This window comes from Syntrophaceae bacterium, assembly GCA_013177825.1.
GTDB lineage: Bacteria > Desulfobacterota > Syntrophia > Syntrophales > PHBD01 > PHBD01.
Genome location: JABLXX010000001.1, coordinates 686146 through 702612 on the forward strand (window position 1 = coordinate 686146; position 16467 = coordinate 702612).

Consider the following 16467-nt stretch of genomic DNA (forward strand, 5'->3'; position numbering starts at 1 on the left):
CTCCAGTGCTTCTCATTCCCAACCCAGCGGCTCGTATCCCCTGTCCCGCAGGCACTTGTCGACGAACCGTTTGTAGAGCGGGGACGGCCGGGAGGCTTTGGCGACTCCCCTGACAAGGCCCGAAGCCGCGCCGACCGCGGCGCCCACGCCGATACCCCGACCCAGGCTGCCGGTGACGGCCCCGGCGGCTCCCCCGACAACGGCCCCGGCGGCCCCTCCCGCCGCAGTGCTCTTTGCCGTGTCCGCCCCCGGGTTCGTCCTGATGTATGCATCCGCCATGCTTTCACACTCCTCGATGTCCCTCTGCGCCTGCGCCTCCCCGACGGTCTGGAGATGAGGATTCGGATAGAGAACCGGACCCTGCCGGCCTGCGCACCCCCCCAGTGCCAGCAGGAGCCCCAGGAAGGCCGCCGCCAGGGAAAAACCGGCATTCGTTTTCTTTTGGGAAGTATTACAGGCGAATCGCCTGTCTCTGTATCTGTATCGAACCATGCCAGGTTATCTTTAAAAATGATATTTCAGACCCGCGCCGAGGGCGTTTGACGCTCCATGGACGCCGTTGAAGAGACCGTAAACCCCCGACCGGTGATGGATGCGCAGGACGAGGCTCCAGCGGGGCTGCTCCGGAAGGGAGAACGTCAGCTCGAAGAGCATGTAATCCAGAAGCTGGCTGGTCTTGTCGTGCTGGATCTCCTCGATCCGCGGCGTGCGGGTGGCGTAGGAAAGGCCGTTGCCGACGGCGAAGCTCGTGTCCAGGTAGGAGTCCCAGGGAAAGGTGAGCCAGCGGGCGATCAAAAGGGCATTGAACTCCATGTGGTTCTGGTCCCCGAAATGCTTCACCGCCTGCCCTTCCAGCTCCCAGTCGATATGGCGCGTCCACGACCACATCCGGCGGGAGACGGCGAAGGCCACGAAGTGATAGGCGCTGTCGAAATCGGGATTGGTGAATGTTCCCGTGAGATCGCTGTGGGTCTGGACGGCGCCGTATACGGTGGCAGCCCAATTCCCTTTTCCCTCTGCCGAGGCGGATGGCGGGACGGCAAAACCGGACAGGAAGAAAAGGAAGAGGGCGACCTGGACGACCATGACTCGTTTTGTTTGCATGATGAGGTTCCTCCCCGGGGATGGCCAATAAGGCCGTTCGTTCGAAACGTCCGAAAGTGACTTGCACAGGGCGGTCTTACCAAGCAGAGGTTACGGGCTCCTGCAATGCCGTTGTTCGGGATTATCCAGGAAATGACTTCTCTGGCGCGTCTCCGGCGACCGGTAGTAAAAAAACCGATAACGTCCGTCCGGAAGGGAGACGGCTCAACAAAACATGCCGAATACTATCATTTTTCACTCCATTTTGCCTGCAGAATCATCGGTGCCGGCGCGACCGGCCGGGCGGAACCTGATTTCAGAAAAACCTTCGACTTTGTTAAAGATTCGTTAACCGAAGAACGAACCGCCTTGAAACGGGTGGAAGGCATCCCGTCATTTTTTTCTTGACAGGAAAGGGCGGCATGGATAGGTACTAATCATTTGATGGAACCATCGGATGGAACATAGCGATGGAACAATGCGATGAAAACCGCCCTGCAAAAAAAGTCCGTGTACACCCAGAGCCCATCAGGGTGGAGTTTTCCGATGCCGATCATGGGCTCTCTGGACGGTTCAGGCAACACGGTTTCTGTGAGACAGCCGAACGAGCGATTCCCCGGGAGGTTGTCGTCCACGCCTCCGCGCCATACTGCTGCCGACGTGACGGGAAAGACCTGAATCCGGCGTCTGTTCCATCCATCAGGAAAAACCGGGGACAAAACCCGCCGGAACGGGAGATGGACATCCATTCCTGCAAGACTGGTTCACTCTGCGATGAAGCGCGCATCGACCCCTTGAAACGTCACTCGATCAATCAGCGATTTCCTGTGATCTCCAGGGGCGGCCACCGGTGGAAGGACCATCTCCCGGCCGTCGACCGCAGCATTCCGCATGTATTTTATGCCGCCCGGCAGCAAAGGGCTCCGTGGCGGCGGCATTTATCCATTTCGGATTCATCGGCATATCGCCAAGGAGACAGATCATGGACATTCTGAATTATACGGAAGAGCACGGGATCTTCCGCGACACGGCACGAAGGTTCGTTGCGAACGAACTGACACCTCACGCCGAAGAATGGGAAGATGCCGGCATCGTTCCCCGGAGCGTCTGGCTGAAGATGGGACAGCAGGGATTCCTGGGTACTTCCGTTCCCATGGAATACGGCGGACCGGGAGCGGATTTCCTCTACTCGATGATTGTGATCGAAGAGCTGGCCCGGGCGAACCTGTCGAGCTTCTCCACGTGGCTCCACAGCGACATCGTCGTCCCGTATATCGTGTCGTTCGCGACGGAAGATCAGAAGCAAAAGTATCTTCCCGGCTGTGTGAGCGGCGACATCATCACATCGGTGGCCATGACGGAGCCCAACGCGGGGAGCGATCTGGCGGCCATGAAGACAACGGCCGTGGAGGACGGCGACTTCGTCGTCATAAACGGCCAGAAGACGTTCATCTCGAACGGGATCAACTGCGACCTGTGCGTCCTGGCCGCCAAGGACCCGTCCGAGAAGAACCCCCACGCGTCGGTGGACCTGTATCTCGTGGAGGCGGACACGCCGGGCTTCGAGAAGGGCAGGAGGATCAAAAAGGCCGGCTGTCACAGCCAGGACACGGCGGAACTCTATTTTACGGACTGCCGGATTCCGAAGCAGAACCGGCTGGGGGAAAAGGGCACGGGCTTTTTAAAGCTGATGCAGAAGCTCCAGCAGGAGCGCCTGGTCTGCTCCGTCGTGGCCATCGCCGGAGCGGAATACATGCTCGACATCACCATCCCCTACTGCCGCGAGCGGACGGTATTCGGGAAGCCGATCTCCAAGTTCCAGCACAATCAGTTCGAGATCGTGGAGATGGCGACGGAAATCAAGCTGGGCAGGACCTTCATCGACAAGCTGGTGGCGGACCACATGGAGGGCCGCAACATCGTCATCGAGACGTCCATGGCCAAGTACTGGACGACGGACCTGGCCTTCAAGGTGGCCGACCGGTGCATGCAGCTTCACGGCGGCTACGGGTACTGCGATGAATATCCGATCTCGCGCGCCTGGCGGGACTGCCGGGCGGCCCGGATTTTCGCCGGCACCAACGAGATCATGAAGGTCATCATCGCGCGCTTCATGGGGCTGTAGGGAAGACAGCGGACCGCGGCCGCAGGTGTGACGGCGGCCTTTGAAAGAACCGGCATGGACCGGGGAAGGAGGAACGATGGCTGAAAAGGCTCCCTTCAGGGTGGAAAAGGAAGGACATGTGGCCTGGCTGATCCTCGATCGGCCGGAGAAGCGGAACTGCATGACGTTCGATTTTTTCTCCGGACTCACGGAGCATTTCGGGCGGTTCAACGACGATCCGGAGGTCCGGGTCGTTGTCGTCCGAGCCGAGGGGAAGACGTTCTGTGCCGGTCTGGACCTGGTCGAGGGGGCGGCGATCCTCGGGGACGGGTCCGCATCGGGGCGCGAGAAGACAAGATGGAAGATCCGGTGGCTCCAGGACTGCATCAGCGCCGTGGAGCGCTGCCGGAAGCCCGTCATAGCCGCCGTACACGGCCACTGCGTCGGCGGCGGCATCGACCTGACAAGCGCCTCCGACATCCGCCTGGCCTCCCAGGATGCCATTTTCTCGATCCGGGAGACGCGCATCGGGATCGTGGCCGATGTGGGCACTCTGCAGCGGTTCCCCACGATTGTCGGCCAGGGGCTGTTCCGGGAGCTGGCCCTGACGGGAAGGGATTTCACCGCCGAGGAGGCCTTGCGGATCGGTTACATCAACCGCCTTTATGAGAACCGCGAAGCCCTCCATCAGGGGGCACGAGCGCTGGCGGAGGAGATCGCCGCCAATCCTCCCATGACGGTGCAGGGCGTCAAGGAGTCCATCCTGTTCAACCGGGACAACGGTGTTTTCCCGGGGCTCGATTACATAGCGCAGATGAACTCTGCGATCCTGCCGAGCAAGGATTTGATGGAGGCCGTGGCGGCATTCATGGAGAAGCGGAAGCCCCATTTTGTCGGGGACTGATCCGGAGCATTGCCGGGTTGCAGTAAAGGAAGACGAATTCCCTCCGGTACGGGCCTGAGCGGCCGGAGCGGTTTATTTCTTTTTCAGGCGGGCCGGCCCGGTCCCGGGCGCCGCAGATACCGACCGGGAGGAACCGGGGAATATCGCCCATTCGCTGCTGATTGTAGAACTTCATTACGGAAGAACGGTTTGAAAAGGATTTTTCATTCGGCTTGTAAAGGAGGAATACATGTCAGGAAAAGCAACGGGAACGTTTACGATCGGTAACTATCCGAAGGTCGCCGCTGTACGCTACGGTGACCGGGAGGCGATCAGCTGCATGACGACGGGCCGTCGCCTCACCTTCCGGCAGGTCAACCAGCGGATCAACGGCCTGGCGAACGGGCTTCTGGGACTCGGCATCAAGAAAGGAGACAACACCGCTTTCCTTTCCTACAACCGCCACGAAATCGTGGAGACCTATCTTGCCCTGGGCAAGATAGGCAGCATCGGGCTGCCGCTCAACTATCGCCTGTCACCCCAGGAGATGGTCGAGCTGATGGTCTTCTGCGGTACGGAAAACCTGATTTTCGACGCTTCCTTCACAGCGCTTGTCGAGGGACTTCGCCCGCAGCTCCCGGCGATCAAGCGTTTCGTCTGTTTCGGGAATGAGATTCCGGATTTTGCCGTGTCTTATGAAGAACTCATCCTCAAGTCCTCGCCGGAGGAGCCGGACGTGGAGATCACCGAGGAGGATCCCCAGTACCTCAACCTGACCTCCGGGACCACGGGGCTGCCGAAGGCCTACATGCTCTCGCAGTACAACAACGCCGGCGGCGGCCCGACCATGATCTACATGCACGACGTGACGCCGAACGACGTGGTCATGACCGTGTTTCCGATTTACGGACGCGTCGGCTTTGCCTGGTCGGCCTGCGCGCTTTTTGCGGGGGCCCGCAACGTCATTCACCAGTTCGACCTGTCGAAGATTCTGGGGGTCATCGAGCAGGAGAAGGTGACCATCTCCAATTGGGTGCCCACCATGGCAAGCTTCGTTCTCGCCCTTCCGGACGTCGAAAAGTACGACCTTTCCTCGCTGCGCGCCCTCGTCTTCTGCTCCTCGCCGTTTTCCGTGGCGCTTCAGGAGCAGGTCAAGAAACGGCTGTGTCCAAACCTCTATGAGTTTTACGGGCTTCAGGAGACCGGCCTCCTGGTCAACATCGGGCCCAAGGACAAGGAGCGCAAGCCCGAGTCCGTCGGGACGCTTTATTTCGGGGCGGATGTGCGGATCGTGGACTTTCAGGGCAAAGACGTTCCCGTCGGTGAAGTGGGCGAGATCATCGGCCGGGGAGTTGCCGTCACAGCGGGTTATTACAAGAACGAGGAAAAGACGAAGGATATGTTCAAGGACGGCTGGTTCTACACCGGCGACCTGGGACGCTTCGACGAAGAGGGGTTTCTATACCTGGCCGGCCGGAAGAAGGACATGATCATCACGGGCGGCCAGAATGTGTATGCGATCGAGGTGGAGGAGATGCTGATGGGCCACCCGGCGGTCCTGCAGTGCGCCGTCATCGGCCTGCCCGACGACACCTGGGGCGAGATGGTGACGGCCGTCATCATCCCATTTCCCGGCCGCGAGGTGACGGAAGATGAACTCATCGCCTTCGGCCGCGAGCGGATCGCCCATTTCAAGGCCCCGAAAAAAATCATTTTCGTGGACAATCTTCCCATGACCCCGACGGGAAAAGTCCAGAAGTTTCTCCTCGTGGAGCAGTTTGCCTCTACGTGAGCGGAGGCTGTCTCTGAATGTTAACATTTTTTTAGGACGGATCGCGCAGGTTTCCCATGGCGTGAGCGTCCCACCGGCACTCTTGCGGAATCGGGACATCTGCAGTTCCCCGGAAATCCGGTGCGGCGCGGTCCGTGAAGGAGAGTGACATGGATGATGTATACGCGGCGAGGCCCTGGCTGCGCAACTATGACAGGGCGGTTCCAGAGAAACTCGAATATCCTTCCATATCTTACGCCGACGCATTGCGGAAGGCCTTCCAGGAGGTCCCCTCCCGGGTTGCCCTCCTTTACATGGGAACGGAGATTACGTACCGGGAACTGGACGAACTGTCCGACCGGTTCGCCCGGTTTCTGATTGAAACGGGGTGCCGGCCCGGCGACGTGGTCGGTTTCCACATGCCCAACATCCCCGCCAGCTATATCGGATCCGCCGGCACCCAGAAGGCGGGCTGCATCTTCACGGGGGTGAGCCCGCTGCTTACCGCCGAAGAGCTTGCCTACCAGTTGAACGATTCCGGAGCGAAGGTCCTGATCACGGCGGATCTGCTGTTCCCCGTCGTGAAGCAGGCCGTCGGCGAAACGGGCGTGAAGGTTGTCGTGGTGGCCTCCATCTTCGACTATATGCCCCAGGATGTCCCCGCTTCTCCAGTGACCCCGATCCCCGGGATCGAGACACTCGGCTTCAGGGAGGCCATCGGGTCCATGCCGGCCGATCCGATCGATGTGAAGGTCGATCCGGGCGCCGCCTGCCTCATGATGTACACGGGCGGGACGACGGGACCCCCGAAAGGGGCGCTCCTCACGAACGACAACATCGTCGGCCACATGACGCAGCTCAACGCCTGGCTGGGCTATCCGATGGGAGAACACGTCGCGATGTCCGCCTTCCCCATGTTCCACCAGGCGGGAAATTTTATGGTCATGTGGAACATGGCAATGGGATCCACGAACATCATCATTCCCAATCCGCGGGACCTCCAGTACTTCGTGAAGGCCATGGAGACCTATCGCCCGACGATGACCGTCAATGTGCCCACCATCTACCTGGAATTGTTGAAGCTGCCCGAGTTCCGGGCCCTCGATTTCTCCGGGGTTCGGTTCTTCGTCAGCGGCGCCGCGGCGTTCCCGGCCGAGAACATCCGGGAGTTCGAGGAAGTCGTCGGGAAGGGAAAGGTGATCGAGGTCTGCGGCATGACGGAGACCAGCCCGGTCATTGTCGCCCTGCCGCTGAAGGGGGTCAAGAAGGTCGGGTCCGTCGGCATGCCCGTCTGCGATACGGAGGTGAAGCTGGTGGATCCTGAGACCGGAATGACAGTTCCCCTCGGGGAGCCCGGGGAAATGGTTGCCCGGGGCCCCCAGGTCTTTTCCCTGGGATACCACAACAAGCCCGAGGAAACGGCCAATACCCTCCGGGACGGGTGGATCTATACAGGCGACGTGGCGGTCATGGACGAGGACGGATACTTCTTCATCGTGGACCGGCTGAAGGACATGGTGAGCGTATCCGGCTTCAAGGTCTTCACCCGGGTCGTGGACGACGCCCTTATGGCCCATCCGGACATCGACAACGCCGCGACCATCGGCCTGCCGGACCCGAAAAGGCCGGGTTCGGAACTCGTGGCCTGCGCTGTGATCCTGAAACCGAATTGCAAAGGCGATGAGGCGATGCGGGAGAAGATTACCGATTACATGAAGAAGGCGGTGGCGCCCTACAAGGTGCCGAAGGTTATTCAATTCGTGGATACCCTGCCCATGAGCGCCGTGGGCAAGGTGCTCAAGCGGGAGCTCCGGAAAAGCATGCAGGAAGTCTCGTAAGACGGATTTCCTCCGCAGTGGCAAGAAGCAATCGGGGGTCATGCGCCAAGGCGAATGCGGATTCGCGCCGCCTGATGAAGGTTGTTCCGCTCCTGCCGCTTCCATTCACGGAGGCGGCTGTGAGCGGCCCGGACGTTTCCCGGTCCGGAAAACAGCGCGGGTTGCGAGGACCGTTTTGCCGGCCAGCCCTGAAATATTTGCAGGAGGATTGGGTCAATGGCTTTTGAGAGAATCTGGCACAAATCGTATGCCCCGGGAGTGCCCCCGGAGATCGAATTTCAGAAAATCACGACGGCGCAGGCCCTGATCCGGTCGGCCAAGAATTTTCCTAACCACATCGCTTTCATCTACATGGGCCGGCGGATCACCTACCGCGAGCTGGACGCCCTCGTGAACCGCTTCGCCAACGCGCTCATTGACCTGGGCGTGAAGGAGGGTGACAAGGTGGGGATGCTCCTGCCCAACCTTCCCCAACTGATCATCGCCTGCCATGCCGTCCACCGGCTCGGGGCCGTGACGGCCATGAACAACCCCCTCTACACGGAAAAGGAACTGGCGCACCAGTTGAAGGACTGCGACGCCCGGTTCCTCATCACCCTCGATCTGCTCCTGCCCCGGGCGCTTGCCCTGAAGGGGCAGACGAGCGTCGAGGCGATCATCACCTGCCATATCAACGACTACCTGCCCTTCCCGAAGAAGCAGCTCTTCCCCTTCGTGAAGAAGGCCATGTACCGGAAGGTGGACCCCCGGAAAGACGTTCACGAGTTCATGACCCTCATGGACAAGGCCTCCTCGAATCCTGTCCCGGACCGGTCCCGATGGGACAAGCTGGGTGCGCTGATCTACACGGGGGGAACAACGGGTGTTTCCAAGGGAGCGATGCTGACCCATGCGAACCTCTCCTCCGTCGTCCAGATCTTCCGTGCCTGGCTGCCCGATCTCAAGGACGGGGAGGTGCACATCGTGGGAACCTATCCCATCTTCCACTCGGCAGGTTACACCGCGAGCCAGAACCTGACCATCGGAAGTGGCTGGACCTCGACGATCATCCCGCGGCCGGAGCCGGGCATCCTCATCGAGACCGTGAAGAAGTACAAGCCGAACTTCCTGCCCGGCGTGGCCTCCATCTTTGTCGGGCTCCTGGCCGACAAGGAGTTCCGCAGCATGGACAAGTCCTTCCTCAAGGGCTTCTTCACCGGGGCATCCCCCATCGCCGCCGACACCGTGCAGGATCTGAAAAAGCTGACCGGCAAGGACGTCTACGAGATCTACGGGATGACGGAAAACACGGCCTTCGCCACGGCGACCCCCTGGGGGGGGAAGGTGAAGGCGGGCACGGTCGGGCTGCCGCTTCCGAATACGGAACTGAAGGTGGTCGACCTGGACGAGGGCACTACGGTTCTCAAGCCCGGTGAGGCCGGCGAGATCTGCATCAAAGGCCCCCAGGTGATGACGGGGTACTACAAGCGTCCCGACGAGACGGCCCTGGCCATCCGCGACGGCTGGCTTTACACGGGGGACATCGGCATCATGGATGAGGAAGGGTATTTCCGCATCGTGGACCGAAAAAAGGACATGATCGTCGCCGGGGGCTACAACATCTATCCCAAGGACATCGACGAGATCCTCTTCCAGCACGACAAGATTCTCGAGGCCTGTACCATCGGTGTTCCCGACACCTACCGGGGGGAGACGGTCAAGGCCTTTGTTGTCCTGAAAGGAGGCGAGAAGATGACGGCGGACGAGGTCATCGCCCACTGCAAGGCGCACCTGGCCGCCTACAAGGTTCCCAAAATCATCGAGTTTACAAGCGAACTTCCGAAGAGCAACGTGGGAAAGATCCTGCGCCGGGAACTCCGGGACCAAGAGATGAAAAAACAATCCAAAGGATGAGGAAATGAAGGAATTCGAGACATTCAGGTTTGAAGAAGTCGAGCCCCGGGTGGGGCTTGTCACCATGAACCGGCCGGAACAGCTCAATGCGGTCAACATCATGATGCTGGACGAATTCGGAGAGCTGTTTTCCCTTCTGTCGAAGGACGACGCCATCCGGGTCCTGATCCTGACCGGGGAAGGCCGCGGATTCTGCGCCGGCGCAGATCTGAACGACGCAGTCGTCCACAAGGATACGCAAGCCTTTTCCGACCCGGAAAACTTTCTCCGGATCGTCCAGGAGCGCTACGGCTCCCTGGTCCTGGGCCTCCGGCGGATTCCCCAGCCGGTCATTTCCGCCGTCAACGGACCGGCCGCGGGCGCCGGATTCTGCATGACCCTGGCGAGCGACGTCCGGGTGGCGGCGCCGGAGGCTTCCTTCATTGCCTCCTTTGCGAACATCGGCCTCTCCGGAGGCGAACTGGGAACCTCCTACTTCCTGCCCCGCCTGATCGGTGTTGCCCGGTCGTCGGAAATTCTCCTGACGGGCAGGAAAGTGAAGGCGGACGAAGCGGAGCGGATCGGGCTGGTCAACCGGGTCGTGTCGCGGGAGGCTCTCCTGGAGACCGCCCTTTCCTATGCCCGGCCCATGATCGCCAAGTCCGTCGGGGCACTGAAGCTGACGAAGCGGGTCCTGGACCAGAACATCGATGCGCCGTCCCTGGAGGCGGCCGTCAATCTGGAGAACCGGAACCAGGCGCTCATGGTCTTCTCCGGCGAATTCTTCAAGCTGGTTCAGCCGTTCTTCAAGGGAGGCGGGAAGGCCTGACCTGCGGCGAAATCGAAAGAATGCGCGGCCCATGGGCGGATCGAAACGCCCGGCCGCGCTTCATTTTTTTCGCCGGAATGCGCCTGTTCCCGGTTTCCGGAGACGGGGATCCGGGAACCTCTGCCGGGGAAGGCGGGCCTCATGTACGGGACAATGGCCCTGGAACCTTCTAATTGACAGGGGCGAAGGTTTCTGGTTAGGTTGCTTTACAATGCTTCAATCATTAGATGGAACAATTTGATGAAGACCGCCCTCGACAAAGCCCGCCAGGATCCCGAATCGATGAAGGCGCGGATCCTGGCCGTTGCCCGGCGGATCTTCGGCGACTACGGCTACCATGGAACCACGACCCGGATGATCGCCCAGGAGGTGGGGATCGACGTTTCCACCCTCCACTATCACTGGGGGGACAAGAGGGGCCTGTACGAGGCGGTTGTCCTGGATATCAACAAGGACCTTGGACAGAGCCTCCGGGACGTGGAAAGGATGATCCACGGGAAGCCCCTGGGCGAACGGCTGGCCATTTCGATCGACGTCATGACGGATTACCTGTTCGAACACCCGGAAATCGCCAACCTCATCCTTCATCGCTATTTCGGCCGCACCCGGGAAGAGGCCGTGCAGGAAATCCAGGTTCCCGAGTTTACCGCCGACATGGCCCGTTCCATGAACCTGATCCAGAGCCGGAAGAAGGCGACTCCGCGGGCTCTTCTGGAGGTCCTGGCGGTCATAAACGGGATCTACAACTTCGTGTCCGGCGAGGTGTTCTTCCGCTCCATCGTGGAGATAGACCGGGAAACATACATTGCCCAGGTAAAGGAAGTGCTGAAATTTATTTTAGTCCCCGCCTTTGTCCAGAGGGAGGGCAAAGGCGATTCTGAGCCGGCGTGATGTTCCAATCCGCCCAATCCCGCTGACCGTTCTTCAAAACCGCCTGTCACTCCGTTCCAGGATGTCTTCCGTGGCAGCCGGTACCGACCGCCGATCATCGACTCTCAAGGAGGAAAACGCATCGCTCGGAACGCGCGAGCCCGCATAAAAACCTGACAGCTCCTCAATGGGGACCAAAACCGGCAGGATGATCTTCCCTGCGACTTCTGCAGAGAAAAGAATCCTTTACAAGCATCGTCCGTCATTCATTCCCGCCCGGATCGAGCCGGATCCGCGGGAACGGCTCATTGTCCATCTTTCTGAAACATTGAAAAAACGAAGGGGAGGAGAGCAATGGAGATTCTGACGTTCACGGAGGAGCACAAGATTTTTCGCGAGAGCCTGCGGCGTTTCCTGGAGAAGGAGATCGTTCCCCACATCGAGGAGTGGGAGGAAGCGGGCATCGTCCCCAAGAGCTACTGGCAGAAAATGGGGGAGAACGGCTTTCTCAGCACCTGGGTTCCCGAGGAGTACGGCGGGGTAGGAGCGGATTTCCTGTATTCCGTCATCGTCTGCGAGGAGATGGCAAAGTGCAATTTCTCGGGCCTCGCGGCTTCCCTTCACAGCGACATCATCGTGCCCTACATCGCCTCCTTCGGAACCGAGGAGCAGAAGAAGAAATATCTCCCGGGATGCGTGACCGGAGACTGCATCACCGCCGTCGCCATGACGGAGCCCAATACGGGAAGCGACCTGGCGGCGATCCGCACCACCGCCGCCGAGAAGGACGGCATGATCGTCCTCAACGGCCAGAAAACCTTCATCTCCAACGGGATCAACTGTGATGTCCTCGTCCTGGCGGCCAAGGACCCGGCGGTGGAGAACCCCCACCGGGCCGTGGACCTCTACCTCGTCGACGCGGGGACGCCCGGTTTTGAAAAGGGCCGGCGCATCAAGAAGGTCGGCTGGCACAGCCAGGACACGGCGGAACTCTATTTCACCGACTGCCGGATTCCGGCGGAGAACCGGCTGGGGACGAAAGGGTCGGGTTTCCTCAACCTGATGATGAAGCTTCAGCAGGAGCGCCTGATCTGCGGGATCGGGGCGCAGGTGGCGGCGGAGTGCATGCTGGAGTGGACGATCAAGTACTGCCGGGAACGGACGGCCTTCGGGAAGCCCATCGCCAAGTTCCAGCACAGCCAGTTCGAGTTCGCGGAGATGGCCACGGAGATCAAGATCGGCCGGACGTTCATCGACAAACTCGTCGCCGACCACATGGAGGGGAAGAACGTCACCGTCGAGGTGTCCATGGCCAAGTACTGGCTCACCGAGATGGCCTGCCGCGTCGCGGACCGATGTGTCCAGCTGCATGGAGGATATGGGTATTGCGAAGAATATCCCATCGCCCGGGCGTGGCGGGACATCCGGGTGACCCGGATTTTTGCCGGCACCAACGAGATCATGAAAGGAATCGTGGCGAAGTTCATGGGACTGTAACATCGGCGCAAGGCTGAAGAAAGGAGGCAGTGATGGCCGGACCTCTTCAAGGACTGAAGGTTCTCGATTTTACAACCCTCCTGCCCGGACCTTACGCCACCATGCTCCTGGCCGATATGGGGGCGGAAGTGCTGCGCATCGTATCGCCCTCCAGGCCGGACCTGGTGGATTTTTTCCCCCCGTTCATTCCGGAAACAAAGCTCTCCGCGGCGTCGGCGTATCTCGGCCGCAACAAGCGGAGCATGGCCCTCAACCTGAAAATCCCCAAGGCCATCGAAGTCGTACACCGCCTGCTTGCCGACTATGACGTCGTTGTCGAGCAGTTCCGTCCCGGCGTCATGGCCAAGCTCGGCCTCGACTACGACTCCCTCGGAAAAGTGAATCCCCGCATCGTCTACTGCTCCATCACCGGGTACGGCCAGACGGGGCCCCTGCGCGACCGGGCGGGGCACGACATCAACTACATCGCCCGTTCCGGCGTTGCTTCCTACACGGGCAAGAAGTCTTCGGGACCGTCCCTCGTGAGCATGCAGATCGCCGACGTCGCCTCGGGCTCCAACCACGCCGTCATCGGCATCCTCGCCGCCGTCTTCGGCCGGCGGCAGACGGGAGAAGGACAGTTCGTCGATATCTCCATGACCGACGGCATGATCGCCTTCAACGCCATGTTCGGCGCCGCCTTTCTGGTGGACGGGAGGGAACAGGTCTTCGAGGGAAACCTCCTCAACGGCGGCTCCCTCTACGATTACTACGAGACGAAGGACGGCCGCTGGCTGAGCTGCGGCCCCCTGGAGCCGCAGTTCTTCGCCAATTTCTGCAATACCCTGGGTCGTCCCGACCTGATTGCCGGCAGTGTGTCCCCGAAGAATCTTGCCCGGGTGAAGGAGGAGGTCCGAGCTGTCTTCCGGACGAAGACCCTGGCGGAGTGGAAGGCCCTGTTCGACGCCACGGACGCCTGCACGGAGCCGGTTCTGACACTGGCGGAGGCCTTCGCGGACCCTCTGGCGGTCGAGCGGGAGATGGTTGTGGACGTCCCGCTGCCGGCGGGGGGAACGGTGCGGCAGCTCGGCTGTCCCATCAAGTTCTCTTCCATGAAGCCGGAGTTCCGCCATGCGGGGGCGCCCGCCGGAGGCGACACGGCGGCGGTTCTCAGGGAGGCGGGTTACACGGCTGCCGAGATCGCGGAGATGGAGGCGGCGGGACTGTTCCGGTAAGGAACGGCTTCCTTCAACCAACCTGCCGGTTCCGTCGGACCCATCGGTGACGGCGGGGCCCGGCCGGGTCGGAAGGAGGACATGGAGTTTTCCGGAGGCAGGATCCGGGCGGGTGCTGTTTCCGGCTGTTATCGGAGCGATTTTTTTCACAAAGGAGGATCAGGATTCATGAACGTGAAGGACTGCATTGCCGTCGTAACGGGAGGGGCTTCCGGACTGGGGGAGGCCTGTGTGAGAACCATCGTGAAGAACGGGGGGAAGGCGGTCATCTTCGATCTTCAGGATGAGCGCGGCGCCAACCTGGCCGCCGAGCTGGGCGCAAACTGCCTGTATACCAAGACGGACGTGACGAACGAGGAGAGCGTCCAGGCCTCCATCGCCAAGGCCGCCGAGGCCTTCGGAACGATCAACGCCGCCATCAACTGTGCCGGCGTCGGAGCTGCCGCCAAGGTCCTCTCCAAGAAGGGGCCCTACCCGTTGAAAGCCTTCAACTGGGTTGTCCAGATCAACCTCATCGGAACCTTCAACGTGATCCGCCTGACGGTGGAGCAGATGGCGAAGAACACGCCGAATGCCGAAGGCGAACGGGGCGTCATCATCAACACCGCCTCAGCGGCGGCCTTCGACGGCCAGATCGGCCAGGCGGCCTACAGCGCCTCCAAGGCCGGCGTCGTGGGGATGACCCTTCCCGTCGCCCGGGAGTGCGCCGATTACGGGATCCGCGTGATGACCATCGCCCCGGGGCTATTCGATACGCCCATGCTGGCCCTGCTGCCGCAGGAGGCCCGGGACGCCCTCGGCGCGAGCGTTCCCTTCCCGAAGCGGCTTGGAAACCCGATGGAATACGCCATGCTGGCGAAGCACATCATCGAGAACACGATGCTCAACGGGGAAGTGATCCGCCTGGACGGTGCGATCCGGATGGCGGCGAAATAAGTTGCGGAATCGGCGTTTATCAAGCGCTCAGAGATTTTTCTCCGACCGTGCACCTGCTCGCTGCACTGCAGCCGCCAAACTTGCGCTGGCGCGCTTCGGACATGGCGGCTGCGGGCGTTCCGCTGCGCGGGCACGGGGCCCGGGAAAAATCTGGTTCACCCCTGATAAACGCCGATTCCCACATGTTTTTATGAGAAAGAAAAAGGAAGGGAAGGAATTATGAGTCATCACGACAAAGATGAAATCGTCATCGTCAGCGCCTGCAGGACGCCTTTCAGCCGATTCGACTCCGCCATGGCGGACATCGCCAGTATCGACCTGGCGGTCATCGTCATGAAGGAGGTCATTGCGAGGGTCGGCGTGAAGCCGGAGGAGCTGGGCGAGATCAACTACGGCAGCTGCGTCATGGCGGAGATGGCCCTGGAGACGGACATCCCCGTCCGCCAGGCCGCGCTCCTGGCGGGCTGGCCTCCGGAGATCCTCTCCGTTACCCTCGACCGGGCCTGCTGCTCCTCCCTGACGGCCCTCCGCCTGGGAGTCCGGGCCATCCGGGCTGGGGAGGCGGAGATCTGCATGTCCGTCGGCTCCGAGAACATGCCCCGGATGCCCCACCTGGTTCCCGGGTTGCGAAAGGGTGTGCGTCTCGGCCACATCCGGATGCTCGACGGCCTCTTCGAACTGGGCTACGGTGCCAAGGGTTTTGCGCCGGTGTCCGTCGACGCCGGCGAGGTCTCCCTGGAGTACGGGGTCACCCGGGAGATGCAGGACGCCTGGGCCTGCCAGACCCAGGATCGCTACGCCCAGGCCTTTGCCGCCGGAAAGTACAAGGTGGGAGAGGAGATCGTACCCGTAGTCATTCCCCAGAAGAAGGGGGATCCCATCGTTATCGACCGGGACGAATCGCCCCGGCGGACCACCATGGAGATCCTGTCAAAGCTGAGGACCGTTTACGGAAGCCCGACGGTCACCGCCGGAAACGCGCCGCCCATCAGCGCGGGCTCCAGCGCGATTCTGTTCATGACGCGGCGGCAGGCCGAGGCAAAAGGACTGAAGCCCCTGGCTACGATTCTCGCGTCCGTTGGAACGGCCACGAAGCCGCGGGACATTCCCGTCATTCCCGCCCTGACCATCCGGGAGGCCCTCAAGCGGACCGGCCTGACCATCGACCGGATGGACCTGATCGAAATCAACGAGGCCTTCGCCGCCATGCCGCTCGTGTCCACGAAGATCCTGGCGGACGGCGACGAGGGGAAGTGGAAGGCCCTCCAGGAGAAGACGAACGTCAACGGCGGCGCCATCGCCATCGGCCACCCGGTGGGCGCCAGCGCCGGGCGGATCACCATGCACCTGGCCTACGAGCTCCAGCGCCGCGGCGGCGGCTACGGCGTCGCGTCCATTTGCGGCGGGTTGGCCCAAGGCGAGGCGGTGATCCTGAAAGTGTAAAAAAGAGCGAAAAAGACCAGAAGGAGGTGGTTTCAGAAAGCATTTCAAAGAACATGAGGAATCGGGGTTCCGGGCCTGATGCGACCGGTGCGGCAGCCCCGATTCCACGCGTTGTCGGACCGAGATC

14 protein-coding genes are annotated in these 16467 nt (G+C 61.1%); 12 read left to right on the forward strand and 2 right to left on the reverse strand.

Features of this window, described 5'->3' with window-relative positions:
- Window positions 1-12: 12 nt before the first annotated feature.
- Entirely contained in the window at window positions 13-417 is a 405-nt protein-coding gene (locus tag HPY65_03115) for a cell envelope biogenesis protein OmpA (protein ID NPU83454.1), read from the reverse strand.
- An 87-nt stretch (window positions 418-504) separates the two neighbouring features.
- Entirely contained in the window at window positions 505-1104 is a 600-nt protein-coding gene (locus HPY65_03120; protein ID NPU83455.1) for a hypothetical protein, read from the reverse strand.
- Between the two features lie 132 nt (window positions 1105-1236).
- On the opposite strand from HPY65_03120, the gene HPY65_03125 reads away from it, so the two are divergent.
- The 12 genes from HPY65_03125 (at window position 1237) to HPY65_03180 (ending at window position 16340) form a co-directional block, all read left to right on the forward strand.
- Window positions 1237-1491, forward strand: a complete 255-nt coding sequence (locus tag HPY65_03125) for a hypothetical protein (protein NPU83456.1) — start codon at window positions 1237-1239, stop codon at window positions 1489-1491.
- A gap of 574 nt (window positions 1492-2065) precedes the next feature.
- The gene (locus tag HPY65_03130; protein NPU83457.1) at window positions 2066-3208 is read left to right on the forward strand and encodes an acyl-CoA dehydrogenase; all 1143 of its coding nucleotides are present in this window, start codon (window positions 2066-2068) and stop codon (window positions 3206-3208) included.
- A gap of 76 nt (window positions 3209-3284) precedes the next feature.
- A complete protein-coding gene (locus HPY65_03135; protein NPU83458.1) occupies window positions 3285-4091 on the forward strand; it encodes a crotonase/enoyl-CoA hydratase family protein in 807 nt (268 codons plus the stop codon).
- 229 nt (window positions 4092-4320) lie between these two features.
- Window positions 4321-5862, forward strand: coding sequence for an AMP-binding protein (locus HPY65_03140; protein ID NPU83459.1), 1542 nt, complete (start codon window positions 4321-4323; stop codon window positions 5860-5862).
- 149 nt (window positions 5863-6011) lie between these two features.
- Window positions 6012-7679, forward strand: coding sequence for an AMP-binding protein (locus tag HPY65_03145; GenBank protein NPU83460.1), 1668 nt, complete (start codon window positions 6012-6014; stop codon window positions 7677-7679).
- A gap of 216 nt (window positions 7680-7895) precedes the next feature.
- Window positions 7896-9572 carry a long-chain fatty acid--CoA ligase gene (locus HPY65_03150; GenBank protein NPU83461.1) on the forward strand — a complete coding sequence of 559 codons (1677 nt, stop codon included), beginning with the start codon at window positions 7896-7898 and terminating at the stop codon, window positions 9570-9572.
- Between the two features lie 4 nt (window positions 9573-9576).
- On the forward strand, window positions 9577-10380 hold the full coding sequence (locus HPY65_03155) for an enoyl-CoA hydratase/isomerase family protein (protein ID NPU83462.1): 804 nt from the start codon (window positions 9577-9579) through the stop codon (window positions 10378-10380).
- Between the two features lie 282 nt (window positions 10381-10662).
- On the forward strand, window positions 10663-11271 hold the full coding sequence (locus HPY65_03160; protein NPU83463.1) for a TetR/AcrR family transcriptional regulator: 609 nt from the start codon (window positions 10663-10665) through the stop codon (window positions 11269-11271).
- A 333-nt stretch (window positions 11272-11604) separates the two neighbouring features.
- On the forward strand, window positions 11605-12747 hold the full coding sequence (locus tag HPY65_03165; GenBank protein NPU83464.1) for an acyl-CoA dehydrogenase: 1143 nt from the start codon (window positions 11605-11607) through the stop codon (window positions 12745-12747).
- A 32-nt stretch (window positions 12748-12779) separates the two neighbouring features.
- Entirely contained in the window at window positions 12780-13961 is a 1182-nt protein-coding gene (locus HPY65_03170; GenBank protein ID NPU83465.1) for a CoA transferase, read from the forward strand.
- Between the two features lie 168 nt (window positions 13962-14129).
- Window positions 14130-14897, forward strand: a complete 768-nt coding sequence (locus HPY65_03175; GenBank protein NPU83466.1) for a 3-hydroxyacyl-CoA dehydrogenase — start codon at window positions 14130-14132, stop codon at window positions 14895-14897.
- A gap of 219 nt (window positions 14898-15116) precedes the next feature.
- Complete coding sequence (locus tag HPY65_03180; protein ID NPU83467.1) at window positions 15117-16340, forward strand: thiolase family protein; 1224 nt, start codon at window positions 15117-15119, stop codon at window positions 16338-16340.
- Window positions 16341-16467: the final 127 nt, after the last annotated feature.